22 protein-coding genes are annotated in these 22,941 nt (G+C 61.1%); 12 read left to right on the forward strand and 10 right to left on the reverse strand.

The window, feature by feature from the left end; all coding sequences use genetic code 11:
• Positions 1-63: 63 nt before the first annotated feature.
• The 4 genes from MHY87_RS04665 to MHY87_RS04680 are packed head-to-tail and all read right to left on the reverse strand — an operon-like array spanning position 64 to position 3,588.
• Positions 64-633 carry a putative glycolipid-binding domain-containing protein gene (locus MHY87_RS04665; RefSeq protein WP_239349904.1) on the reverse strand — a complete coding sequence of 190 codons (570 nt, stop codon included), beginning with the start codon at positions 631-633 and terminating at the stop codon, positions 64-66.
• A gap of 59 nt (positions 634-692) precedes the next feature.
• Positions 693-1,367, reverse strand: a complete 675-nt coding sequence (locus MHY87_RS04670) for a lactate utilization protein (RefSeq protein WP_239349906.1) — start codon at positions 1,365-1,367, stop codon at positions 693-695.
• Complete coding sequence (locus tag MHY87_RS04675) at positions 1,364-2,797, reverse strand: LutB/LldF family L-lactate oxidation iron-sulfur protein (RefSeq protein ID WP_239349908.1); 1,434 nt, start codon at positions 2,795-2,797, stop codon at positions 1,364-1,366. The genes MHY87_RS04670 and MHY87_RS04675 overlap by 4 nt, the downstream gene beginning before the upstream one ends.
• 8 nt (positions 2,798-2,805) lie before the next feature.
• The gene (locus MHY87_RS04680; RefSeq protein WP_370644840.1) at positions 2,806-3,588 is read right to left on the reverse strand and encodes a (Fe-S)-binding protein; all 783 of its coding nucleotides are present in this window, start codon (positions 3,586-3,588) and stop codon (positions 2,806-2,808) included.
• 211 nt (positions 3,589-3,799) lie between these two features.
• Here MHY87_RS04680 and MHY87_RS04685 point away from each other — a divergent pair, with 211 nt between their 5' ends.
• Positions 3,800-4,843: a hypothetical protein gene (locus MHY87_RS04685; RefSeq protein WP_239349910.1), complete on the forward strand. Its 1,044-nt coding sequence runs from the start codon at positions 3,800-3,802 to the stop codon at positions 4,841-4,843.
• 79 nt (positions 4,844-4,922) lie between these two features.
• On the opposite strand, the gene MHY87_RS04690 is transcribed toward MHY87_RS04685, so the two are convergent.
• On the reverse strand, positions 4,923-5,309 hold the full coding sequence (locus MHY87_RS04690; RefSeq protein WP_239349912.1) for a cytochrome c family protein: 387 nt from the start codon (positions 5,307-5,309) through the stop codon (positions 4,923-4,925).
• Between the two features lie 136 nt (positions 5,310-5,445).
• Between MHY87_RS04690 and MHY87_RS04695 the strand changes: the two genes are divergently transcribed.
• The 5 genes from MHY87_RS04695 to MHY87_RS04715 all read left to right on the forward strand — a co-directional run bounded on the left by MHY87_RS04695 (position 5,446) and on the right by MHY87_RS04715 (position 11,663).
• A complete protein-coding gene (locus MHY87_RS04695) occupies positions 5,446-6,879 on the forward strand; it encodes an FAD-linked oxidase C-terminal domain-containing protein (RefSeq protein WP_239349914.1) in 1,434 nt (477 codons plus the stop codon).
• Entirely contained in the window at positions 6,876-8,063 is a 1,188-nt protein-coding gene (locus tag MHY87_RS04700) for an FAD-binding protein (RefSeq protein ID WP_239349916.1), read from the forward strand. Before MHY87_RS04695 ends, MHY87_RS04700 begins: the two co-directional genes overlap by 4 nt.
• 1 nt (position 8,064) lies before the next feature.
• Positions 8,065-8,679 carry a DUF2585 domain-containing protein gene (locus tag MHY87_RS04705; RefSeq protein WP_239349918.1) on the forward strand — a complete coding sequence of 205 codons (615 nt, stop codon included), beginning with the start codon at positions 8,065-8,067 and terminating at the stop codon, positions 8,677-8,679.
• 9 nt (positions 8,680-8,688) lie between these two features.
• A complete protein-coding gene (glcF, locus tag MHY87_RS04710; protein WP_239349920.1) occupies positions 8,689-10,044 on the forward strand; it encodes a glycolate oxidase subunit GlcF in 1,356 nt (451 codons plus the stop codon).
• A 101-nt stretch (positions 10,045-10,145) separates the two neighbouring features.
• Positions 10,146-11,663, forward strand: a complete 1,518-nt coding sequence (locus tag MHY87_RS04715; protein ID WP_239349922.1) for a chromosome partitioning protein ParA — start codon at positions 10,146-10,148, stop codon at positions 11,661-11,663.
• 54 nt (positions 11,664-11,717) lie between these two features.
• On the opposite strand, the gene tyrS is transcribed toward MHY87_RS04715, so the two are convergent.
• Positions 11,718-12,968 (reverse strand): tyrosine--tRNA ligase, encoded by a 1,251-nt coding sequence (gene tyrS / locus MHY87_RS04720; protein WP_239349924.1) that lies wholly within the window; start codon positions 12,966-12,968, stop codon positions 11,718-11,720.
• A gap of 231 nt (positions 12,969-13,199) precedes the next feature.
• Positions 13,200-14,453 carry a site-2 protease family protein gene (locus MHY87_RS04725; protein WP_239349926.1) on the reverse strand — a complete coding sequence of 418 codons (1,254 nt, stop codon included), beginning with the start codon at positions 14,451-14,453 and terminating at the stop codon, positions 13,200-13,202.
• Positions 14,454-14,540: 87 nt separating this feature from the next.
• On the opposite strand from MHY87_RS04725, the gene MHY87_RS04730 reads away from it, so the two are divergent.
• Together MHY87_RS04730 and MHY87_RS04735 are read left to right on the forward strand one after the other, a co-directional pair.
• Complete coding sequence (locus tag MHY87_RS04730; protein WP_239349928.1) at positions 14,541-15,119, forward strand: NUDIX hydrolase; 579 nt, start codon at positions 14,541-14,543, stop codon at positions 15,117-15,119.
• Positions 15,120-15,178: 59 nt separating this feature from the next.
• Positions 15,179-15,865, forward strand: a complete 687-nt coding sequence (locus tag MHY87_RS04735) for a DUF2076 domain-containing protein (protein WP_239349930.1) — start codon at positions 15,179-15,181, stop codon at positions 15,863-15,865.
• 68 nt (positions 15,866-15,933) lie between these two features.
• On the opposite strand, the gene MHY87_RS04740 is transcribed toward MHY87_RS04735, so the two are convergent.
• Positions 15,934-16,656: a L,D-transpeptidase gene (locus MHY87_RS04740; protein WP_239349932.1), complete on the reverse strand. Its 723-nt coding sequence runs from the start codon at positions 16,654-16,656 to the stop codon at positions 15,934-15,936.
• Positions 16,657-16,906: 250 nt separating this feature from the next.
• On the opposite strand from MHY87_RS04740, the gene MHY87_RS04745 reads away from it, so the two are divergent.
• From MHY87_RS04745 to MHY87_RS04760, 4 genes are all read left to right on the forward strand, one after another.
• A complete protein-coding gene (locus MHY87_RS04745; protein ID WP_239349934.1) occupies positions 16,907-17,752 on the forward strand; it encodes a DMT family transporter in 846 nt (281 codons plus the stop codon).
• Positions 17,753-17,956: 204 nt separating this feature from the next.
• Positions 17,957-18,247: a co-chaperone GroES gene (gene groES, locus MHY87_RS04750; protein WP_239349936.1), complete on the forward strand. Its 291-nt coding sequence runs from the start codon at positions 17,957-17,959 to the stop codon at positions 18,245-18,247.
• Between the two features lie 50 nt (positions 18,248-18,297).
• A complete protein-coding gene (groL, locus tag MHY87_RS04755; protein WP_239349938.1) occupies positions 18,298-19,944 on the forward strand; it encodes a chaperonin GroEL in 1,647 nt (548 codons plus the stop codon).
• 128 nt (positions 19,945-20,072) lie between these two features.
• Positions 20,073-21,743, forward strand: coding sequence for a calcium-binding protein (locus MHY87_RS04760; protein WP_239349940.1), 1,671 nt, complete (start codon positions 20,073-20,075; stop codon positions 21,741-21,743).
• Between the two features lie 69 nt (positions 21,744-21,812).
• On the opposite strand, the gene gstA is transcribed toward MHY87_RS04760, so the two are convergent.
• Both gstA and MHY87_RS04770 read right to left on the reverse strand, forming a co-directional pair.
• On the reverse strand, positions 21,813-22,427 hold the full coding sequence (gene gstA, locus MHY87_RS04765) for a glutathione transferase GstA (RefSeq protein ID WP_239349942.1): 615 nt from the start codon (positions 22,425-22,427) through the stop codon (positions 21,813-21,815).
• Between the two features lie 30 nt (positions 22,428-22,457).
• A complete protein-coding gene (locus MHY87_RS04770; RefSeq protein WP_239349944.1) occupies positions 22,458-22,901 on the reverse strand; it encodes a DoxX family protein in 444 nt (147 codons plus the stop codon).
• Between the last annotated feature and the right edge of the window lie 40 nt (positions 22,902-22,941).

Raw genomic sequence — 22,941 nt, forward strand, 5'->3', positions numbered from 1 at the left:
GGAATTTAAAGGCCTGCGCCAGTGCTTCCTGACGCGCCGAGTTGTCACGCCTGCGAGAATCCGTCAGGCGAGGCGTCTGAACAATTCAGGATAGTCCCGTACGAACCCGTCCTCATCGACGGGCAAGTCCGCTGTGAAGCCGCTCTCCAGGCTCTCAAAACGATAGAGCGAACCGGGTTCGATAGCAGTGTAACGTTGATCACGAGCGGATACGCTCAAGTCCGGCATGGCGATGTAGCAAAGGCGAATATCGGTAGATTGCCCAGCCTGCCATTCCAGCCGCCGGATCGGCAGGGTGTTGGTGAGAGGCGTTGCCTGAATATCGACATCGATGCAGCCCTGAAGCTCGGGCCGAGGCTTGCCGTTCTCAATCCAGGCGCCTTGTCCGTTGCTCTCGAGATCGAGCACATGGCCCGCCGTGGTTTGAAGATGCACCGATCTGGTGCGCCAGGATGAATCCACGCGTAGCCGGTAATGCAGCCCGAACTTCGCCTCTTCCTCTTTGCCGATGACGACGCCGGAGATCGCGAGCCCGCCATCCGCCGGCCGTATATCGACCTGCTCAAGGCCAGCCTCACAACCATCCCAGGCCGACCAGCGGATGGTGCGGAAGATCAGGGGGCGAGACGACATGGGGGCCTCCAAGCTGCACAGTCAAAGGATATGCCACTGTGCAGGTTTTTCGAGTCCGCCTATTGCTCTCGCACCACCACCACATGCAGCCTGCGCGGGCCGTGCGCGCCCAACAGAAGGGTCTGCTCGATGTCGCCGGAGCGGGACGGGCCGGTGATCCAGTTCACCGTGCGCGGCATGCTGCCCTTGCCGAAGGCGAAACGCACTCGGTTCCACACGGATTCGTAATCGCTTGCGATGTCCTTGGCCGAGACCACGATGATGTGGTTATCGGGCAGGAAGTTGAGCGTGGAAGGGTTTTCCGGCCCCGAAATCATGGCGAGCGTGCCGGTCTCGGCCACGCCACCGAAGGCATGGCTGACCGCGTTGAGATCGCCGCCCTCGCTCGGGCCATGCGAGATCTCCAGCGTCGTCTCGCCCCAGGGCATCGCCTTGAGGCGAAGATCGTCACCCATGCGCAATGTCGCCGGCAGGTTGTGATCGCGCAGGAACAGTGCGATGGATTGCGGCACATCGGCTGCGGAAGAGACCTCCGTCACCGTCGCAAGTGACGCCTCGGCCATTGTCTTGAACAGGGCGATACGCTCCTCGCCGGAAACCTGTCCACGGGTCGGGATGACGCCGCGAGGAGCGCGCTCCAACCGGTCTTGCACGATCTGCTTGCGGATGGTTTCGTTGCCTTTCACGCCGAGGGATCGGCGGATATTGGCGAAAATCTCGTCGCGCGCGCTCATGCGGTTTTTCCTTTACGCTCGCGCTGCCAGCGCGCCTGGAATGTCTCGCCCTGCGGTGCGGGGAAGTCGCGATATTTCGTCCAGCCTTTCGAGAAGGGCAGCCATGTGAAGCGACCGCGTTGACGTCCGGCAAAAGCCAAGCCTGCCATCGCAGCGCGCGTGGCAAGGCGGTAGAGAGCAGGGCGCTTGGCGAAGAAGCCCCAGAAGCTCAAGCCCGAACGCACGGAGGCGGGCGTGAGATGCCGCTCGAATTCCCTCTCGCGCCAATGGCGCATGAGTTTCGGCAGGGGAATGCGTACGGGACACACGCTCTCGCAGCGCCCGCAGAAGGTGGAAGCGTTGGGAAGATGCCCTGCCTGGTCGACACCGATCAGCGAGGGCGTGAGCACCGCGCCCATGGGACCGGGATAGACCCAGCCGTAAGCGTGTCCGCCGACCGCATGATAGACCGGGCAATGGTTCATGCAGGCGCCGCAGCGGATGCAGCGCAGCATCTCCTCGAAGCTCGTGCCGAGCATGGAGGAGCGCCCGTTGTCGATGAGCACCACGTGATAATTCTCAGGCCCATCCGCATCGCCGGAACGGCGCGGGCCGGTGGAGAACGTGGTGTAGACCGACATCTCCTGGCCGGTGGCCGAGCGCGCGAGCACGCGCAGCAACTGGCTCGCGTCCTCCAGCGTCGGCACCAGCTTCTCGAGGGAAGCGAGCACGATATGCGTCTTCGGCAGGATCTGCGTGAGATCGCCATTGCCTTCGTTGGTGACGATGATCGATGTGCCGGTCTCCGCCACCAGAAAGTTCGCGCCGGTGATACCCACATCCGCGGCAAGGAAGCGCTCACGCAGCACGGCGCGCGCCTCCGTCAGAAGCTGCACAGGCTCCGACAGGTCGCGCTTCGCATCGAGATGCGTGTGCACGCGGCGGAAATCCTGCTCGACCTGCGTGGCGTTGAGATGCACGGCAGGCGCGATGATGTGGCTCGGCAGCTCGTTGCGCAGCTGGATGATGTATTCGCCGAGATCCGTCTCGATGGGGCGGATGCCGTTGGCTTCGAGGTAGTGATTGATCCCGATTTCCTCGGAGATCATCGACTTGCCCTTGGTCACCGTCTTGGCATCCGCCTCACGGCAGATCTCTAAGATGATCTCGCGCGCTTCCTCCGCATTGCGGGCGAAATGCACGTGCCCGCCGGACGCCTTCACCTTGCTCTCGTAAGCCTCGAGATAGAGGTCGAGATGTTCGAGCGTGTGGTTCTTGATGTCGCGGGCGGAGTCTCGCAACGCCTCGAACTCGGGCAGCTTGTCGGCGGCGGCTTTACGCTTGTCGATGAAGCCCTGCTTCACATTGTTCAGCGCCTTTTGCAGCTGAGCGTCGTGGAGGGCGCGGGCGGCGTTCTGCTTGAACTGGGGGGATGTGGAGTGAACGTTCATGGCTGATTTTACTTGCGCCCCACATCCTTGGCGAGGCCGATAGCGGGTTCGTCCGTCATGCCGGCGAGAACTTCCGCCACATGACGCACGGCGATGGGTTTGCCGTCACGGCTGAGCTTGCCCGCCATGTTCATGAGGCAGCCGAGATCGCCCGCAAGCAGGGTCGGTGCATGCGTGGCGTCCACGTTCCTGGCCTTGGCATCGACGATGGCGCCGGAAATGTCGCTGTACTTCACGGCAAAGGTTCCGCCGAAGCCGCAGCATACGTCGCTGTCGGTCATCTCGACGAGGGTGAGGCCCTTCACGCTCGCCAGCAGCTTGCGCGGCTGCTTCTTCACGTGCAGCTCACGAAGGCTGGAGCAGGAATCGTGATAGGTGACGGTGCCGTCGAAGGCTGCGTCGACTTGCGTGACGCCGAGAACGTCCACGAGAAAGCTCGTCAGCTCGTAGGTCTTGGAAGCGAGGGCATCGGCCTTGGTGCGCCAGTTCGGATCGTCCTCGAACAGTTCCGGATAATGCTTCCTGATCGTGCCGGCGCAGGAGCCGGAAGGAGCGACCACGTAATCGAAATCCTTGAAGGTCTCGATCATCCGCATGGCCAAGTCCTTCGAGGTTCCCCGGTCGCCTGAATTGTAGGCAGGCTGACCGCAGCAGGTCTGCACGGGCGCCTCCACGATGCAGCCCGCATCCTCAAGAAGCTTGACGGCGGCAAAGCCCACGGAGGGGCGCATCAGGTCGACGAGGCAGGTTACGAAAAGGCCAATTCGCAATTGAGAGGGCGATGCATCCACTGCTTCACATCTTTCCTTCTTCGAGCGTCACCATAAGGCCATTGCGGCGGAGCTTGGCATTGCTTCTGGCTGCTCAAATGAAACGCTGCCGCATGCATAGCGAGGATGTGACAGGGCGCACAATATGTGAAATAGGATAATGCGATATTATATCGTCTGATATAGACGTAAGTTTCGACGCCAGCACCTTGCAAGCATTGGGTTTTATGAAATGTCCTCGCCTCTCTCGATTCTGCGGCTCGGAGCTTTGCTGCTCGGCTTTGCCGTCCTGCCCGCCGCTGCGGCCGACCGCGCTCCCTTGACCCCGCAGGTCGAGAGCACCTTCGTGGCTTTCACAGAGTGGGTTTACGACGTCAGGCTTTCCAATGCCGAGAAGGAGCAGGTGCTCGCCGTCTTCCGCGACGAATGGCTCGGCTCCAACGAGACTGCTTATCGGAATGCGAAGAACACCATCGACATCTATGAGCGCGTCAAGCGCATGCCGAAGGGCGAGGCCGTCAGCATGCGCAACAGATACTTCTCCCAGTTCTGGCCCTTGATGGATGCCAACCGCCATTTTCCGGACGTGAATGCCGTGATGACGGCTTATCTGCGCCAGCACAAAATGCTGGCCAAGGGCCATCCTCCCTTAAGCGAGGAGATCGCAGACGCCAAGGCGCGCTATGTGCAGTTCACGTTGGACGAGGGCTCCGGCGGCGTCATCCGGCTCGATCTCGATGCGTTGAAGAAGCAATTGGCCGAGAGCTATCCGTCGCTGTCGGCGGAGGAGCAGAAGGCCACCGTCCACGCCATGGGCCAATGGGCGGAGATTCAACATGGCTGGCCGAGCATGTCGGAGAGCGAACGTAACGGGCATCGCCGCCCCTGGAGGGAACAGGCCAAGAAACTCTATCCGGAGGCTGTCGCGCAAATGCCCCCGCTGCCGAGCGAGAAGCAGGCGTCTTCCTCCGGTTCCGGCGAGCGGAGCATGATGGACATCTTCAACAAGTATCAGGAAGACGTGAAGAGGGCCGATGAGAAGAAGGCGGCTGAAATCGAGGCTGCTCTTCGGTCCATTCCTGAGCCTGCACCCGAGCCTTCAACCGGGAATCCCGATCTGGACAAGTACAAGGCGGCGCAGCGCAAGGTGATGATGGACCAGATGAAGACGCAGATGATCAGCAACATGCTGGCCTCTCAGCATCAGGCCCGCATGGGCATCATCAGCAACATGCCCGGCGCCCCGCAATACAAGTGGGTATGGACGTACCGGTAAGGCGTTTCCATCCGCCATTGTTACGGAAAAGGCCGCCTGTGAAGGCGGCCTTTGCATGAGCGGCGGCTTTAACTGCGTGTCACTGCACTTTCTGGCCCTTGGCGTCGAACTGCTTCAGATAAGCCACGAGATCGTTGATCCTCTGCTCGTCCTTGAGCCCCGCATAGATCATCTTGGTGCCGGGAATCTTGGCCTTCGGATTCTGGATATACTCCTTGAAGGTCGCCTCATCCCAGGTAATGCCGGAATCCTTGTTCGCCTGCGAATAGTTATAGCCTTCGACCGACCCGGAATGGCGGCCGATCAGGCCGTTCAATTCAGGCCCAACGGCGTTTTTCGCGCTCGGGCCAATCTGATGGCAGGCTCGGCATTGGGCGAAGACCTTTTCGCCCGCGGCGGCATCCTGTGCCTGAGCCTGAGCGAACCCGGCAAGCAGGATTGCGGCTGAGAGAACCAAGGCACGCATCAAAAACTCCTTTTCTGGACGAATGTCCCACTTTAGACAGGCTCTACATTATTGGAAATATCTCTCAAGGCCAGCTACCTTGTGGGGAGAGCTGCCATGTCTTGGAGGCAGCAAGAATGTGCCCAGGGAGGGTGTCATGACGATCGCATTCCCGAAGCCGGATGAGGCCATTCTGGCCCGCCGCAAGGAAATCATCGCGGGGCTGGGACGGCTCGTCCCCTCCGAGGCCCTCATCGTTTCCGAGGACGAGCGCCGGGCCTTCGAGACCGATGGCCTGACCGCCTACCGCCAGATGCCGCTTGCCGTGGTGCTGCCTTCCACCACGGAGGAGGTCTCGGCCGTCATGCGCTTCTGCCATGAGCATGGAGTGAAGGTGGTGCCCCGTGGGGCGGGAACCTCGCTTTGTGGCGGTGCGATCCCCCAGGAGGATGCCATCGTTCTCGGCGTCGCCAAGATGAACCGGGTGATCGACATCAATTTTGAGGGCCGCACGGCAAGGGTGCAATCCGGCATCACCAATCTCGGCATCAGCCAGGCGGTAGCATACGAGGGTTTCTTCTACGCCCCTGATCCGTCTAGCCAACTGGCCTGCACCATTGCCGGCAACATCGCCATGAATTCCGGCGGCGCGCATTGTCTGAAATACGGCGTGACCACCAACAACCTCATGGGCGTCACCATGGTGCTGCTCGACGGCACGGTGGTGGAGATCGGCGGCGAGCATCTCGACGCGCCTGGCTACGATCTGCTCGGCCTCATCTGCGGTTCCGAAGGGCAACTCGGCGTCGTCACGGAAGCGGTGGTGCGGATTTTGCGTGCTGCGGAAGGTGCGCGTCCCGCGCTCATGGGCTTCTCGTCGGTGGAGGATGCAGGCGCCTGCGTCGCGGCGATCATCGGTGCAGGCATCATTCCGGTGGCGCTCGAATACATGGACAAGCCCGCGATTCAGATCTGCGAGGCTTTTGCGCATGCAGGCTATCCTCTCGATGTGGAAGCCATGCTGATCGTGGAGGTCGAAGGCTCCGACCAGGAGATCGACGACATGCTCCGGCGCATCGTGGCGATTGCGGATCCGTTCAAGCCGAAGACCATGAAGGTCTCGCAATCGGAGGCAGAGAGCGCCGCGATCTGGAAGGGCCGCAAGTCGGCCTTCGGCGCAACGGGACGCATCGCCGATTACATCTGCATGGACGGTACGATTCCCACCGGCCAGCTGCCGCATGTGCTCAAGCGCATCGACGAGATCGTGAAATCCTACGGGCTTGGCGTCGCCAACGTGTTCCATGCGGGTGATGGCAACCTGCATCCCCTCGTCATGTTCAATACGAACGTGCCCGGCGAGATGGAAAAAGCTGAGAAGGCTGGCGAGGATATCCTCAAGCTTTGCGTGGAAGTCGGGGGCTGCCTTACCGGCGAGCATGGTGTCGGCATCGAAAAGCGCGATCTCATGACGTGCCAGTTCAACGAGGCTGATCTCGCGCAGCAGATGCGCGTGCGCGGCGTGTTCGATCCGCGCTGGCTGCTCAACCCAGCCAAAGTGTTTCCCCTGGAAGGAAGGCTCGCTGCGTGACCAACTATCTTCCCCGCGACGAGCAGGACGCATCCGACGTCATTCGGGATGCGTCCGCGAAGGGCATTCTGCTCAGTCTTTCCGGCCAAGGCACGAAAGCCGATATGGGCAGGCCCAACCAGACGGACGCATCGATCTCGTCCAGCGCGCTTAACGGCATCACGCTCTACGAGCCTTCGGAAATGGTGATCTCCGCGCGTAGCGGCACGCCCGTGTCGGAGGTGGTGCGCACGCTTGCCGAGAAGGGACAGCTCCTGCCCTTCGAGCCGATGGATTACCGTCCGCTGCTGGGCACCCGGGGAGAACCCACCATCGGCGCGGTGGCGGCCATGAACATCTCCGGCCCGCGCCGCATCATGGCGGGTGCCGCGCGTGATAGCCTCATCGGCGTGCGTTTCGTCAATGGACGCGGCGAGGTGGTGAAATCCGGCGGACGGGTGATGAAGAACGTCACCGGCCTCGATCTCGTGAAGCTCATGGCAGGCTCCTGGGGCACGCTCGGTTTTCTGACGGAGGTGACCTTCAAGGTATTGCCGAAGCAGGAGCGCATGACGACGCTCGTGCTGCGCGGTCTCAACGATGCGCAGGCCATCGAGGCGCTCTCGCAGGCGCTGGGCTCGCCCTTCGACGTGACGGGTGCGGCGCATATTCCGGCACGCGACCGGCAAGGAGCGAGCACGCTGATCCGGCTCGAAGGTTTCTCCGGTTCGGTCGATTACCGCCTCGGCGAGCTGCGCCGTCTGCTCAAGCGCGTCAGCGTCTCCACGGATATCTTCGAGGGCAGGGCGGCGGAGGCCGTGTGGCAATCGGTGCGCGGTGCGACCGTGCTCACCAATGGTGCGGACCGCGCGATTTGGCGCGTCTCGACTGCACCGACCAAAGGTCCTGAATTCACCAAGCGCATTGTCCAGTCGATTGAGGCGCAATGGTTTTACGATTGGGGCGGCGGTCTCATCTGGATCTCGACGCCGGTCGGCGAGGATGCTGGTGCATCCGTATTGCGGGAGGCCACGCAAGCGCTCGGCGGCCATGCGACGCTTGTGCGCGCACCCGCCGAGATCCGCTCAATCATCGATGTGTTCGAGCCGCAGAACGAAGCCTTGATGACGCTGACAAAAGGTATCAAGGCATCCTTCGACCCAGCCGGGATTCTCAATCCGGGCCGAATGTATGCAGGCGTTTGACATGACCGGTACTGCCGCGTTGAATCCTCTTGCCGATAAAAGCGGTGTAAGGCCTGCCGTCTATGCCGCCCTTGCTGTCGCGCTTGTCGCCTCGACCGCCGCGATCCTTCTTGCCATGGGTCGCACGCCCATCTGCAAATGCGGCACGGTGGAGCTCTGGCATGGCGTGGTGCGCGATTCCGGCAACTCGCAGCATCTGCTCGATTGGTACACGCCGTCTCACATCATCCACGGCTTCCTGTTCTATATGGGAATATGGCTCATCGGGCTGTTACGCGGAAAGCCATTGCCGCTCGGCGTTGCACTGCTCATCGCCATCGGCGTGGAAGCCGCGTGGGAGATCGCCGAGAACACGAGCATGGTGATCGAACGTTATCGTGCAACGAATATCGCCCTCGATTATTACGGCGACAGCGTCATCAACTCGGTGTCCGATATTTTCGCCATGATCGTCGGGTTCTTTTTGGCGCGAACCCTTCCGGTCTGGGTGACGGTGCTTCTGGCTGTGCTGATGGAGCTGTTTGTCGGGTACTGGATTCGCGACAATCTCGCCCTCAATATCATCATGCTGATCCATCCGATCGAGGCCATCAATCAATGGCAATCGGCGACCTGAGATAAAGTGATGCAAACGAACTTCACGCCCGATCAGCTGAAAGATCCCGCAACCGCCTCCTCGGAGAAAATTCTCCGGACCTGCGTCCATTGCGGCTTCTGCACGGCGACATGCCCGACCTATCTTCTGCTCGGCGACGAGCTCGATTCACCACGCGGGCGCATCTATCTCATCAAGGACATGCTGGAGAGCGGCAAGCCCGCCTCGGCGGAAGTGGTCAAGCATATCGACCGCTGCCTGTCTTGCCTGTCCTGCATGACCACCTGTCCCTCGGGCGTGCATTACATGCATCTCGTGGATCATGCCCGCGCCTATATCGAGCAGACTTATACGCGCTCGTGGCACGACAGGCTCCTGCGCGGCCTGCTGGCGCGCATCCTGCCTTATCCGAAGCGCTTCCGCGTCGCCATGGGCGCGGCAATTCTGGCGAAGCCCTTCAAGGGGTTGATCGGCGCCCTGCCGGTTCTCGGCACGCGGCTGCGGGCGATGATCGATCTGGCGCCGACCCATATGCCCGCCCACTCGCCTCTGGATCAGCCGGGCACGTTCAAGGCCGCGGGCGAGCGGCGCGGACGCGTGGCTATCCTGTCCGGCTGCGCGCAGCCGGTGCTCGAGCCCGGCTTCAACGAAGCCGCCATCCGCCTGCTCAACCGGCACGGAATCGATGTGGTGCAGCCGAAGGGCGAGGGCTGCTGCGGCGCTCTCGTCCATCACATGGGCCGCGAGGAGCAGGGCCACGCCTTCGCCAAGAACAATATCGATGCCTGGATCGCGGAGATGGACGGGGAGGGGCTGGACGCCATCATCATCACCGCCTCAGGCTGCGGCACGACGATCAAGGATTACGGCTTCATGTTCCGGGGCGACCCGGCCTATGCCGAGAAGGCGGCCCGGGTCTCCGCTATTGCCAAGGACATCACCGAATATGCCCTGACCCTCGATCTCATCGAGCCGGTGCGGGAGACCGATTTCGTGGTGGCCTATCACTCGGCCTGCTCCATGCAGCACGGCCAAGCCATCCGCACCGAGCCCAAGACCCTGCTGAAGAAGGCGGGCTTCATCGTCAAGGACGTGCCGGAAGGGCATATCTGCTGCGGTTCGGCCGGTACCTACAACCTGCTCCAGCCCGAGATTGCCAACCAGCTCCGGGCCCGAAAGGTCGCCAATATCGAGCGCACGAAACCCGACTTGATCGCCACCGGGAATATCGGCTGCATGACCCAGATCGGGAAGGGAACCGAAATTCCGATTGTCCATACGGTCGAGCTTCTCGACTGGGCGACCGGCGGCCCCATGCCGAAAAACCTTGAGAAAGCAGGCTTTCAGGCTCGCCTCGCGCAGCCGTTAACCATTGCAGCCGAGTAACTCTGTCACAGCCGGTAGAAACGAAATTTTGTTTTCAACCTGCCTGACTCTGGGTTAAAAGATGCCCAAAGTGTGACATTTAAAGGCGAAGGGGCGGCACCATGTCTTCGGGTTGGACGTCTTTCAGAAACCGTTTCGGCGGCAAGAAGCCGGGCGAAGAGGTCGTCGGCGTCCTGCCTGTTCAGGGTGACGTTTCGGCATCTGCGGCGGCTGTTGCCGTTGCTGCTCCTCCCGAAAAAGGGGAGCCCATCGTCGTGCGCCCCAACGGGGCTCTCGATTCCGTGGGGCAGAAGAACGAGCTGATTCGCGTTCGCTTCGCCAACATGATCGACCGGCTGGAGGAAATCCGCAGCCTGAAGGAGGATTTCGCCCTCCTGAGCGAGCCGGTGAGCGATCTCATCCGCAGCTATCCCCAGCTCCAGTCGCGCCTGCTGGAGACGGAGGCCGTGCTCAAGCAGGAAAGCGAGACGACCAGCTCGCTGCGCCGCGAGCTGCACGATCTCAACACGGTTCACGCCCGCAACCTGGACGATCTGGCCGCCACGGTCTCCCAGCTGCGCAAGGCCGAGTCCAAGACCCGCGAGCAGGAATCCTTCATCGAGGATCTGCGCCTCAACGTGAAGGACAAGGAGGCGATGGTCGCCGACCTGGAGAACCAGCTCTCCATCGAGACCGAGCGCGCCCGCAACATCACGGAAGAGAACCAGGCTCTTCGCCTGGAGGCGCAGGAAGCTGACCAGACGGTCGCCCGCGCCGAGCGCGAGCTGATCGAGACCCGCGAGCGCAACGGCCTCCTCGACCATGAGGTGAAGCGCCTGCAGAAGGTGGCGGAAGACCAGAACTATCGTCTCTCCAGCCTTACCAACCGCTACGGCGAGATCGAGACTCAGCTCGAGGCGACCCGCCAGCGCGCTTCCGAACTCGAGACCAAGCTCATGGCCGAGCAGGTGCTGCGCCAGCGCCTGGAGACGCAGCTCGATTCCGAGCGCTCCTCGCACCAGACCGATCTCTCGGCGCTCGACATGAAGATCGAGGGTCTCAACTCGCGTCTTGGCGCTACCGACAAGATCCTGTCGCATACCCGCGACCAGCTGCGCGACAAGAACGAGGCGCTGCGCTCCGTCGAGCGCAACCTCAAAGAGACCACCATCGAGAAGAACACTCTCGACCGCCGTCTCGAAGCGACCCAGCAGGAAGTCGAGCGTCAGGTGGCCATGGTCAACGAACTCCAGCGCTCGCGCATCGAGCTGCAGGAGCGCGTCGAGATGCTCAACAAGGCCATCGCCGCCAAGGACTTCCAGATCGAAAGCTCCGACAACAAGCTCACGAGCCTCACCGAGCGCATCGACCAGCTCACCAAGCGCTTCGAGCAGGATCGCAGCACTCTCGAGGCCGCCAACCGCCGCCTTACGGAAGAGCTGCAGAATGAGAAGGCCGAGCGTTCGCTCGTGCAGGGCGCCCTGGAGATTGCGCGCGAAAGCCGCATCAAGATCCAGAAGAAGTACATCGCGCTGCGCAAGAAGACCCGCCTCGATGCGCAGGAGGACGATGTCGGCCTCATCGAGGAAGACGAGGTCGAAACGAACGTTCATCCGCTGAAATCCACGGATGCCGAATAAGACAAAAGCCCCGCTCCAGCGGGGCTTTTGCTTTTAGGGCTGTGCACGCAAGGTTCACATCGCCTTCACCAGCGTGTGCCGCTTGCGGCCTGCGGTCAGCATCAGGGCGCCGTCGCGCAGGTCGGCCTTCGTCACCAGTGCTTCCTCATTGATGACGGCTTCGCCGTTGAGCTTTGCTCCACCACCTTTGATAAGACGCCGCCCCTCGCTGCGCGACGTGACGAGGCCTGCTCTGTGCAGGAGGGCTGCGACGGATAATCCCTTATCGAGATCGGAAGAGGGAACATCGATGCTCGGCAAGCCCTCAGGCGATGCACCTTCAGAGAACGTTCGATGGGCCGTCTTGGAAGCTTCCCGAGCTGCGTCTACGCCATGGGCGAGACGCGTCGCTTCGTCTGCCAGAATGCGCTTCGCCTCGTTGATCTCCGAACCCCGCAACTTGCCCAGACGCTGCACTTCATCGAGCGGGAGCTCCGTGAAGAGACGCAGGAAGCGCGCGACATCGTCGTCCTCCGTGTTGCGCCAGAACTGCCAGAACTCGTAAGGGCTCAAACGCTCGCTGTTGAGCCAGATCGCGCCGTTCGCGGTCTTGCCCATCTTCGCGCCGGATGACGTCGTCAGCAATGGAGTCGTCAGGCCGAAGAGTTGCCGCTGGTCGATGCGGCGCGCCAGCTCGATGCCGTTGACGATGTTGCCCCATTGATCCGACCCGCCCATCTGCAGCACGCAACCTTGCCGGCGCGATAGTTCCAGGAAGTCGAAGGCCTGAAGCACCATGTAGTTGAATTCGAGCAGCGTCAGAGGCTGTTCGCGCTCTAAACGTTGTCGCACACTGTCGAAAGTGAGCATGCGGTTGATGGTGAAATGCGTGCCAAACTCGCGCAGGAACGGCAGGTAACGCAGCGGATCGAGCCAGTCGGCATTGTCCACCATGACCGCATCCGTCGGGCCGTCGCCGAAGGTGAGGTATTGGGAAAACACCTTCCTGATCCCGGCGCTGTTATGCGCGATCTGCGCATGATCGAGCAGGGGGCGGCTGGCGTCACGAAAGCTCGGATCGCCGAGCTGCGTCGTGCCTCCGCCCATCAGGATGATCGGCTTGTGCCCTGTCTTCTGCAGCCAGCGCAGCACCATGATCTGCACGAGACTTCCGGCGTGCAGGCTCTCCGCCGTTGCATCGAAGCCGATATAGGCCGCGATGGGGCCTTTGCTGAGCGTCTCATCGAGCGCAGCGAGATCGGTGCATTGATGGATGAAGCCGCGCTCGACGAGCGTCTTCAGGAAAGATGATTGTGGGACTGACATTGTGGTCTCCTGGGTTTTTGACAAACCGCAGACCGGAGACCGATCCTGAAATGAAAACGCCGCCGGAATGCGGCGGCATGGATCGTGAGGTCGCAACCAAACGCAGCCGCCCTATGGGGACGGCGTATAATAGCTGAAGAAGATGGTGCGGCTCGTGATCATGCGCATGTTTGTACCGGCCTCGTGCTGTCGCGTCAATGGCCGAGAATTTCTTCTCGTGACCAGCTAATTTCAGAACTGCGCGAGGCTTCTCAGGAGATGCCCGTTGAAGAACGCGTCGCACCAGAGCGCAACAGCGACATGGGCGACGATGAGAGCAAGATAGGCGGCAACGGTGACAAGCCCCTCCGTTGCCGTGAGCGGTCGCACGTTGAGCAAGCGTTTCGGAGTCAAGCTCCAGAGGATAGCGGAGACGGCCAGCAGCACGAGGAAGGTTTTCGAGTGCATCCAGACCGCCAATGCAGCGCCCAGGAGAATGAGCATTCCCGATGCCGCAAACCAGATTTTGTCACCGAGAGGCTTCAGCAGGATCTGCACGATCCGTCCGCCGTCGAGCGGCGGCACGGGCAGCAGGTTGAACCCGTTGACGACGAGAGCCACGAAGCCCGCCATCATCCATGACGGATTCTCCGTGAACCAGAATACACTGAGCGATACGAGCGCCGGCATGAGGCCGAAAGCTGGGCCCATGAGAAGCACTTCGCTTGCTTCTGCATCAGAGACATAGGCGCGGTTACCCATGGCAACGCCGCCGAAGAAGGGGATCAGGTAGAAGCACGCATCGTGTCCGTGACGGCGCATGGCATGCACATGGCCGTATTCGTGAACGACGATCGTCATCATCGCGGCAACGCCCGGCACGACACCGAGCAGATAGCACATGGCTCCGAAGGAAAGAGCCGCGAGGATCAGCTGGGTTACGGGGCGCATGGCTGCCGGCCGGGGCTGTGCGTTTCGAGCAGGTGCAACCTGCTTGTTATCGCGTGCCAGATAGGCTCGCACGAGCTTCGCCACCGTGGTGACCATGAAGGGATAACTGATCCGGCGGAAGAATCCGTTCGAAAGAGCACGACGCTCAACCGCGTAGCTCAGCTCGACCTCGGTGCCGTCCCCGGCGGGTTTGAGTTGCATGCGGCAGGTGATGAGATCGCTGAATTCCTTTGCGCCGTTCCAGCGATGGATGCTGTCCGATTCTTCATAGAAAGGCGCCTCCTGCCGACCGAGACGCACATAGGCCTCGTGCCCGCCTTCGTAACGGCAGAGGATCTCGCCGGCGTTCTCGTCCGACCATTCGACGGAAGTCAGTTGCGGCAGCCAGCCGTGAACGCGTCCGGGGCTGATGCTCAACAGGTCCCATGCCTTCTCGAGGGGGACATCGAGAAAGAAGCGCCCCGAATAATGCTGGCGCGGGCGGTTGACGAAGGCGAGATAGCCGGCGATTGCCGCGCAGAAGAGGGCTGCTATGAACAGATCGGGATCGAGCATCGGGATGGACCTTGAACGATCCCATGCCCATACATGAATATCGTTACAATACAAACCGCTCAGTGATTCTCACGGAAAACGCCTGCCATGACCTTCGACGCTTCAGCCTTTCGCTCACGGGTCAGGACTCTGCTCGAGGAGTGCGCTCGCGCCTTCGATGACGCTGAAGGACGACATGCGGTTCTGCGGCGGCAGATCGACAATGGCGACGACATTCATTCCCGCTCCACCTTTCCCGGCCACGTCACGGCATCGGCTTTCATCCTCGACGGGGCAGGGAAGCGGATTGTGCTGATCCATCACCGCTCGCTCGGGCGCTGGCTGCAGCCCGGCGGGCATTACGAGGCGCCGGAAGCCCTCGAGGATGCGGCGCTGCGTGAAGCCTTTGAGGAAACTGGCGCGGAGGGGTTGGCTCTCGATCCGTGGCATCGGCTGTCCGGCCTTCCCATCGACATCGACAGCCATCTCATTCCCGCCCGTCCTCAGAAGGGTGAGCCGGAACACTGGCATCACGACATCCGCTATATTGTCAGGGCGGAAGAGGGCAGCCTTCGCCCCGACCTAGGAGAGGTTCACAGCGCGGAATGGCGCGCGGTGACGGAGCTTGAGGGCATTGCACCGGAAGCCCTGCGGAATATGCGTCGGCTCGGTCTCGTGCGCCCCTAACAATACGCGAAGCCGCGCTTACATCTCAGTTCATGGTCCATGCGCGAAGGAGGTTTGCCATGAACGATCAGGAACGTGAGGTCATTGCCGACATCTTCCGGCGTCTCGAGCAGGTCGCCAACCAGCCGCGCGATCCGGAGGCTGAGCGCTTCATCACCGAAAAGCTGCGTCAGCAGCCCTATGCGCCCTATGCGATGGCGCAGGCGATCTTCGTGCAGGAACAGGCACTGGCACGGCTGCAGGAAGAGAACGAGCATTTGCGTGCCGAGCTCGACCACGCCAGCCGCCAGCCCCAACAGGGCGGCTTTCTCTCCAGTATCTTCGGTGGCGGCGCGCGTCCGCCGGAGCCCGCCTACAACGCGCCGCCCGCGCGACGCACCTCGCCCTGGGGTGCGCCTCAGGGAATGCCGCAGCAATCCTATGGCATGCCGCCTCAGGCGCAGGCGGGGCCTTGGGGCGGCGGCATGATGCAACCGCGCGGGGGTGGATTCCTGCAGACGGCTCTCTCGACTGCGGCAGGCGTTGCAGGCGGCATGATGATCGCCAACGCGCTGTCGCACGCGTTCGGTGGTGATGAAAAATCTGCCGAGGCGGGTCAGTCGGCGCTTGCTGATCTTGGCAATGATCAGAGCGGCAATTCCGATTTCGCCGGCATTACGGATTCTCTCTATGGCAATCAGGAGCAGAACCGCGACGACTTCTCCGATTTCGGCGGCGACGCCGGTGACGACGGCGACTGGGCTTAAAAGCAATTTCCGCTCATCAATGCAAAACGCCCGCCGTTTGGCGGGCGCTTTCATGAAAGCCTTTTCGGTCAGATCACGATGACGTTCGTACCGACCTTCACGCGGTTGTAGAGATCGACCACGTCTTCATTGAGCATGCGGATGCAGCCCGAGGATACGGCTTGGCCGATGGTGTGCGGCTCGTTCGTGCCATGGATGCGATAGAGCGACGATCCGAGATAGAGCGCGCGCGCGCCGAGCGGATTGTCGGGACCGCCTTCCATGAAGCGCGGCAGGTCGGGACGGCGGCGCAGCATATCTGCCGGCGGACGCCAGCTCGGCCACTCGCGCTTCATGGAAACCGTCTGGCGCCCGCTCCATTCGAAGCCCTCGCGGCCGACGCCGATGCCATAGCGGAGGGCGCGGCCGCCATCCTGCACGAGATAAAGAAACTTGTTGTTGGTATCGACGACGATCGTGCCCGGCCGCTCATTGCCGCGATAGGACACGATCTGGCGTTGGAACTCCGGTGAGATCGCATAATCGATGCTGTTGTCGTAGCCGGGGTCGGAATAGGTCTGCGGCAGGGTCGCGACCTGCGTGCCGGCGCGCACGGAGCCGGTTGCATACGGATATGAGCTGCGCGTGGCCGGACGCGTCACGAGCGGATAGCTCTCGTTGTAGCCGTCCTGCGTGTGAGCATAGGGGTAATAACTATATTCCGGGGCGATATAGGTGTTGCCGTAGTAAGACCCGCCGCCATAGACGGATTGGGCCGATCCGGAAGCCGGGAGCAGGGCGGACAAAAGCATTGCGGTGCAAGGTATCCAAGCGCGCATTGGAGCATCCTATTTTGTTGTTTCGCTCAATAAACGGCAAGCGCGGCTTTTGTTTCCAATGAACGGCCTCGCTCCATGCGCTTGCACACATGGAGCTTCCCTCGGGCTTTCCTGTCGACTGTCTGAAACGGGGGGTGAAGCGGCGTTTAAATTGCTGTAAGAGCTTCACTCTTCTATGAGGGCTTCCATCCCGGAGGCGTGCTCCTCACATCGTCGTGATTCAATGCAATACGGTCCCGCCCTGCGAGCCGCTGCGGCCATCGCTGTTCTCTCCGTCCTGGATGCGTTCATCAAAGGGATGTCCGCCTATTACCCGACCTTCCAGGTCGCGTTCATGCGCTTTGCCTTCGGCGGATTGGTGATTGGTATCGTCCTTGCGGTCGCGCGGCCGGGCTGGCCGAACCGCGAGACCTTCGCGGCCAACGCGGTCCGCGCCGTGGTCGGTTTCGTGACGGCCCTAAGCTTCTTTTATGCGCTTGGACAATTGCCCCTGGCAGAGACGCTGATTCTATCGTTCCTCGCGCCCATGTTCGTCGCTCTGCTGGGAGTGGTGGTCCTCAAGGAGAGGGTCGACTTGCGGATCATAGGAGCCATTCTGCTGGGCTTCTGCGGAACCCTGATAGTCGTGGCGGGGCAGAGCGAGGAGTCCGGGGCTGTCCGGTCCTGGACCGGCGTGGCGGCGGCCCTTGGCTCGGCCGTAACATATGCTTTCAGCCTCGTGCTGCTGCGGCAGCGGGCTCAGAAGGACAAGCTTCTTCACATCGTCGCGTTCATCAATATCGGCCCCGGCATTCTCGTGGCTCCCTTCGCCGCCATGGTCTGGCAGCCGGTCGCGATGGAGCATCTGCCCTGGTTCGCCCTGATCGGCGTGCTCGCCATCAGCGGCCACGTGCTGCTGGTGACAGCCTATGCCCGAGCGGAAGCGGCGCGCCTCGCCCCTCTGGAGTACACGGCTCTGATCTGGGCAGTCCTGCTCGGCTATGGAGCCTTCAACGAGGTTCCGACCTGGGCGACCCTCGGAGGAGGGCTCCTCGTCATCTTGGCGGCCCTGATGACCACTAGACGGTAAGCATCCGGATCTTAACGAAATCTGGAAAAATCCCTTCAGAAACAAGGCGTAACAAAGTTTCTTACGAAGAGACGTCTTGACTCTCTTTCGGCCTCTCCTTATCTCGCCCTCGTCGTTGGCACTCGTCTCCCGACAGTGCTAACAAGGCATTCAAGACCAGGGCGTGGCCATTGGGGCTGCGTCAATAGTCATAGGGGAAGTTCCATGAAGTTCCGTCCGCTGCACGACCGCGTCGTCGTCCGCCGCATCGAGGCCGAAGAAAAGACGGCCGGCGGCATCATCATCCCGGATACCGCCAAGGAAAAGCCGCAAGAGGGCGAAGTCGTCGCCGTCGGCTCCGGCGCCCGCGATGAGAGCGGCAAGGTCGTTGCTCTCGATGTGAAGGCCGGCGACCGCGTCCTGTTCGGCAAGTGGTCCGGCACCGAGGTGCGTATCGACGGTCAGGATCTCCTGATCATGAAGGAATCCGACATCATGGGCATCGTCGGCAAGTAAGCCGCTTTCGATCCCATCACAGATTTCCAATTTAACTGGAGGCTAAGCCCATGGCTGCCAAAGACGTTAAGTTTTCTTCCGAAGCCCGCGAAAAGATGCTGCGCGGCGTCGACATCCTCGCCGATGCGGTGAAGGTGACCCTCGGCCCGAAGGGCCGTAACGTCGTGATCGAGAAGTCCTTCGGCGCTCCGCGCATCACGAAGGACGGCGTGTCGGTCGCGAAGGAAATCGAGCTTGCCGACCGTTTCGAGAACATGGGCGCCCAGATGGTGCGCGAAGTCGCCTCGAAGACCAACGACATCGCCGGTGACGGCACCACCACCGCGACCGTCCTGGCTCAGTCCATCGTTCGCGAAGGCGCCAAGGCCGTTGCCGCCGGCATGAACCCGATGGACCTGAAGCGCGGCATCGACCTTGCCACCGCCGAGGCCATCAAGGACATCCAGGCGCGCGCCAAGAAGGTGAAGTCGTCGGATGAGGTTGCCCAGGTCGGCACCATCTCCGCCAACGGCGACAAGGACATCGGCGAGATGATCGCCCATGCCATGCAGAAGGTCGGCAACGAGGGTGTCATCACCGTCGAGGAAGCCAAGACCGCCGACACCGAACTCGATGTCGTGGAAGGCATGCAGTTCGACCGCGGCTATCTCTCGCCGTATTTCATCACGAACGCCGAGAAGATGGTTGCCGAGCTCGAGGATCCCTACATCCTCATCCACGAGAAGAAGCTCTCCTCGCTGCAGTCCATGCTCCCGATCCTCGAAGCCGTTGTGCAGACCGGCAAGCCGCTGCTCATCATCGCCGAGGACGTGGAAGGTGAGGCTCTCGCCACCCTCGTCGTCAACAAGCTCCGTGGCGGCCTGAAGATCGCCGCCGTGAAGGCTCCTGGCTTCGGCGACCGCCGCAAGGCCATGCTCGAGGACATCGCCGTTCTCACCGCCGGCCAGACGATCTCCGAAGACCTCGGCATCAAGCTCGAGAACGTGACGCTCCCGATGCTCGGCCGCGCCAAGCGCGTTCGCATCGACAAGGAGAACACCACGATCATCGACGGCGCCGGCAAGAAGTCGGACATCGAGTCCCGCGTCGGCCAGATCAAGGCACAGATCGAGGAGACCACGTCGGACTACGACCGTGAGAAGCTCCAGGAGCGTCTCGCCAAGCTCGCAGGCGGCGTCGCGGTGATCCGCGTCGGCGGCGCGACCGAGGTCGAGGTGAAGGAGAAGAAGGACCGCGTTGACGACGCTCTGAACGCCACTCGCGCTGCGGTGGAAGAAGGCATCGTTCCCGGCGGCGGCACGGCTCTGCTGCGCGCCAAGGCTGCGGTCGCCAAGCTCTCCAGCGACAATGCCGACGTGAAGGCCGGTATCAGCATCGTCCTGCGCGCCCTTGAGGCCCCGATCCGTCAGATCGTCGAGAACGCCGGTGTTGAAGGCTCGATCGTGGTCGGCAAGATCCTCGAGAACAAGTCCGATACCTTCGGCTTCAACGCTCAGACCGAAGAGTTCGTGGACATGCTGAAGGCCGGTATCGTCGATCCGGCGAAGGTCGTTCGCACCGCTCTGCAGGACGCAGCCTCCGTGGCCGGCCTCCTCGTCACGACGGAAGCCATGGTCGCCGACGCGCCGAAGCGCGACAGCGGCGCCCCGGCCATGCCCGGCGGCGGCATGGGCGGCATGGGCGGCATGGACTTCTAAGTCCAAACGCCTCGCTAGAAATGAAGAAGCCCCGGAGTTTCCTCCGGGGCTTTTTGTCGTCTAAAGCTAAGCTGTTGCTCAAGTTATTGAAATATAGTAACAAAGGATATTAAGCCTAGGAAACAGCCATGCCCATCCACGTTATCGACTCATCCAAGCCACTGCCGCCGACCTATGAGGACCGTCAGCATGCTCTGGTGTTAGGAATGAGAGATACCGTCATTGTTGGTGAAGGGGCGGAAATCGCAGCGTATGGCGCTTCATCGTATGGAATACGCGGTAGTTTAGGTAATACCTTCATTATCAATGGTCGTGTTCACAGTGAACAAAGTCACGGGATCGCAACGCAAGGAACGATCACCATAGGCGAACACGGGTCCGTTCACGGTGGCCTCCTAGGGGTCTATTTTCTGTATGACGGAAATTTCCCGCTGAATGTCTTGACCAACGCCGGTACGATCTCAGCGCAAAACTCAGCTGTCTATCTCGAAGGCAGCCCAGCCATCGTGTTGAACTCCGGCACTATTGATGGAACGACAGGAATCAATTTCTCGAATACGTATAGCCCGAGTCATACGGTCGATCAGACTCTGGTCGTCAACAATACCGGGCTTATCAAAGGGACAGGGGCAACCCATAGAGCTATCGCGGGATCAACGATTGGTTCCAATACGGTGATCAATAGCGGCCGCATCGAGGGCGATGTGAGATTGGGCGACTACAACGATGTCTATGACGGTCGCGGCGGGACGGTCACGGGCAAGGTCTGGCTTGGGGCCGGTGATGATGTCTTTTATGGTGGCGATGGATCGGAAACCGTTTGGCTCGGCAAGGGCTCCGACGTTGCTGATGGTGGCGAAGGTATCGATACGCTCGATTTCAGCGCTGCCGCTACAGTTGATCTGAGAATTATCGAACGTCAGCAGACCGGCAGTGATAGCTGGGCCACGATCAGCAACATCGAGAACCTGAACGGCAGTGGGTTCGACGATCGTTTTATTGGTAATGCTGCTGCAAACGCGCTCATCGGAAATGGCGGAAACGATACTCTCGATGGCTATGACGGCAATGATCTTCTAAGTGGTGGCGCAGGTGACGATCTCTTGGTTGGCGGCGCAGGCTCCGACACGGCTGTGTTTACCGGCAAATTCTCCGACTACACCATCACGGTTAAAGCAGGCTCGATCACCATTACCGACAAGCGCGCGTCGGGCGATGGCACGGACATTCTCGGCGGTATCGAGTTTGCTCTCTTCAGCGACCGAATTTACACGCTCGCGCCTGTGCCGCCGATTGGAACCGTGACGCCAAGCACTCCCACCAAGACATCCGATACACCCACGACAACGGATACGCCGCCTGCAACCCCGGTTGCAAAGAACCTCACGTTCAAAGGCGGGAAGAAGGCGGATACGTTCGTCGGCGGCAAGGGTCACGATCTTCTCAACGGCGGATTGGGCAAGGACAAGCTGACCGGCAATGAAGGGCAAGACACGTTCGTGTTCAACAGCAAGCTCGGTTCCAAGAACGTAGATCGGATCACGGATTTCACGCATTCCGATGACTCGCTCAAGCTGTCGAAGTCGATCTTCAGCAAGATCGAGAAGGGCATGCTGTCCAAGGGCGCATTCTGGATCGGAACGAAGGCGCACGACAAGAGCGACCGCATCATCTACAACGATAAGACCGGTGCTCTGTTCTATGATGCCGATGGGGCGGGCAAGAAGTATGGCGCGGTCAAGTTCGCGCAGCTGAATCCAAAGACGCTGCTGAAGCACGACGACTTCTTCATTGCTTGATTGCAGTGACACTCAAGAAGAAGGCCCCGGATTTCTCCGGGGCCTTTTTCTTTTGGAACGGTTGAAGGCTTAAGCCGCCTGCTTCAGGCCTTCAGCCACAAGCGCTTCCTGCACCTTCGGGCGCGAGGCCACGCGGCCCATGAAGGCGCTGAGGTTCTTGAAGGACGAGATGTCGATGGCGTGGAAGTTCGTCCAGTTCACGACCGTGAAGAGATAGGCATCGGCAATCGTGAAGGTCTCGCCCATCAGGAAGGGCTGCTTGGCCAGCGTCTCGTCGAGATAGGCGAAGCGGGTGGCGAGGCGCTCCTTCGTGGAGGTTTTCACGCTGTCGGGCGTCGCGGGATTCCAGAGCGGGCCGAAGCCCTTGTGAATCTCGGAGCTGATGAAGGTGAGCCACTCGATCAGGCGATAGCGTTCCGTAGTGCCGTTGGCGGGCGCAAGACCAGCATCGGGCTTCTGGTCGGCGACATACTGGATGATGGCGGCGGCTTCCGTGAGCAGCGAGCCGTCCTTCAGGGTCACGGCCGGCACGTAGCCCTTCGGGTTGATGGCGCGGAAGTTCTCGCCGGTCTCCGTGAGGTGCTTCGAGAGATCGACCTTCACGAGGTCGATGTTGAGACCTGCTTCGCGGGCGACGATGTGCGGAGCGAGCGAGCAGGCGCCGGGGGTGTAGTAGAGCTTCATGTTTTCGGTCCTTGTTGTTGTCGAAGGTTTTTAAAGCGCAGGCTTCAGCGCGGCCGGAGTGGAGAGAAGCGGAAGGCGGGAGGAGGGCTTGAGCGCATAAGCGCCGTCGCCGAGCAGTGCCTGTGCGACGGAGAGCACGATCAGGTACAACGGATACTCCCATCCGCCGCCAGCGCCTGAGAACACCCAGCCATTACCGGCATGAACCCAGAAGGCTCCCGCGAGGACAGGCAGAAGGGCGAGCGCGACCCAGCGGCTCTGGACGCCGAGAACCAGCATGATGCCGCCGATGAGCTCGGCGAAGAACGTGGCATAGGCGAGGAAGGCCGGCAGGCCGAGGGATTCGAAGTACTGCGCCGTGCCTGCAAGCGTGAAGGTCATGAACTTCAGGACCAGGCTGTGGGCGATGAACATAACGCCCAGCGAGACGCGGAGGAGAAGAACGCCATAGGCGGATGAGGTGTTGGTAGGCATCGGAAGGCTCCATGCAAATGCATGAATATTAATATGCACT

This window comes from Microvirga sp. ACRRW, assembly GCF_022346925.1.
Classification (GTDB): domain Bacteria; phylum Pseudomonadota; class Alphaproteobacteria; order Rhizobiales; family Beijerinckiaceae; genus Microvirga.

Bases quoted from the DNA above. Each gene is read 5' to 3' on its own strand.
- MHY87_RS04665 (WP_239349904.1), bottom strand. From the start codon at position 633: ATGTCGTCTCGCCCCCTGATCTTCCGCACCATCCGCTGGTCGGCCTGG.
- MHY87_RS04670 (WP_239349906.1), bottom strand. From the start codon at position 1,367: ATGAGCGCGCGCGACGAGATTTTCGCCAATATCCGCCGATCCCTCGGC.
- MHY87_RS04675 (WP_239349908.1), bottom strand. From the start codon at position 2,797: ATGAACGTTCACTCCACATCCCCCCAGTTCAAGCAGAACGCCGCCCGC.
- MHY87_RS04685 (WP_239349910.1), top strand. From the start codon at position 3,800: ATGTCCTCGCCTCTCTCGATTCTGCGGCTCGGAGCTTTGCTGCTCGGC.
- MHY87_RS04690 (WP_239349912.1), bottom strand. From the start codon at position 5,309: ATGCGTGCCTTGGTTCTCTCAGCCGCAATCCTGCTTGCCGGGTTCGCT.
- MHY87_RS04695 (WP_239349914.1), top strand. From the start codon at position 5,446: ATGACGATCGCATTCCCGAAGCCGGATGAGGCCATTCTGGCCCGCCGC.
- MHY87_RS04705 (WP_239349918.1), top strand. From the start codon at position 8,065: ATGACCGGTACTGCCGCGTTGAATCCTCTTGCCGATAAAAGCGGTGTA.
- glcF (WP_239349920.1), top strand. From the start codon at position 8,689: ATGCAAACGAACTTCACGCCCGATCAGCTGAAAGATCCCGCAACCGCC.
- MHY87_RS04715 (WP_239349922.1), top strand. From the start codon at position 10,146: ATGTCTTCGGGTTGGACGTCTTTCAGAAACCGTTTCGGCGGCAAGAAG.
- tyrS (WP_239349924.1), bottom strand. From the start codon at position 12,968: ATGTCAGTCCCACAATCATCTTTCCTGAAGACGCTCGTCGAGCGCGGC.
- MHY87_RS04725 (WP_239349926.1), bottom strand. From the start codon at position 14,453: ATGCTCGATCCCGATCTGTTCATAGCAGCCCTCTTCTGCGCGGCAATC.
- MHY87_RS04730 (WP_239349928.1), top strand. From the start codon at position 14,541: ATGACCTTCGACGCTTCAGCCTTTCGCTCACGGGTCAGGACTCTGCTC.
- MHY87_RS04735 (WP_239349930.1), top strand. From the start codon at position 15,179: ATGAACGATCAGGAACGTGAGGTCATTGCCGACATCTTCCGGCGTCTC.
- MHY87_RS04740 (WP_239349932.1), bottom strand. From the start codon at position 16,656: ATGCTTTTGTCCGCCCTGCTCCCGGCTTCCGGATCGGCCCAATCCGTC.
- MHY87_RS04745 (WP_239349934.1), top strand. From the start codon at position 16,907: ATGCAATACGGTCCCGCCCTGCGAGCCGCTGCGGCCATCGCTGTTCTC.
- groES (WP_239349936.1), top strand. From the start codon at position 17,957: ATGAAGTTCCGTCCGCTGCACGACCGCGTCGTCGTCCGCCGCATCGAG.
- groL (WP_239349938.1), top strand. From the start codon at position 18,298: ATGGCTGCCAAAGACGTTAAGTTTTCTTCCGAAGCCCGCGAAAAGATG.
- MHY87_RS04760 (WP_239349940.1), top strand. From the start codon at position 20,073: ATGCCCATCCACGTTATCGACTCATCCAAGCCACTGCCGCCGACCTAT.
- gstA (WP_239349942.1), bottom strand. From the start codon at position 22,427: ATGAAGCTCTACTACACCCCCGGCGCCTGCTCGCTCGCTCCGCACATC.
- MHY87_RS04770 (WP_239349944.1), bottom strand. From the start codon at position 22,901: ATGCCTACCAACACCTCATCCGCCTATGGCGTTCTTCTCCTCCGCGTC.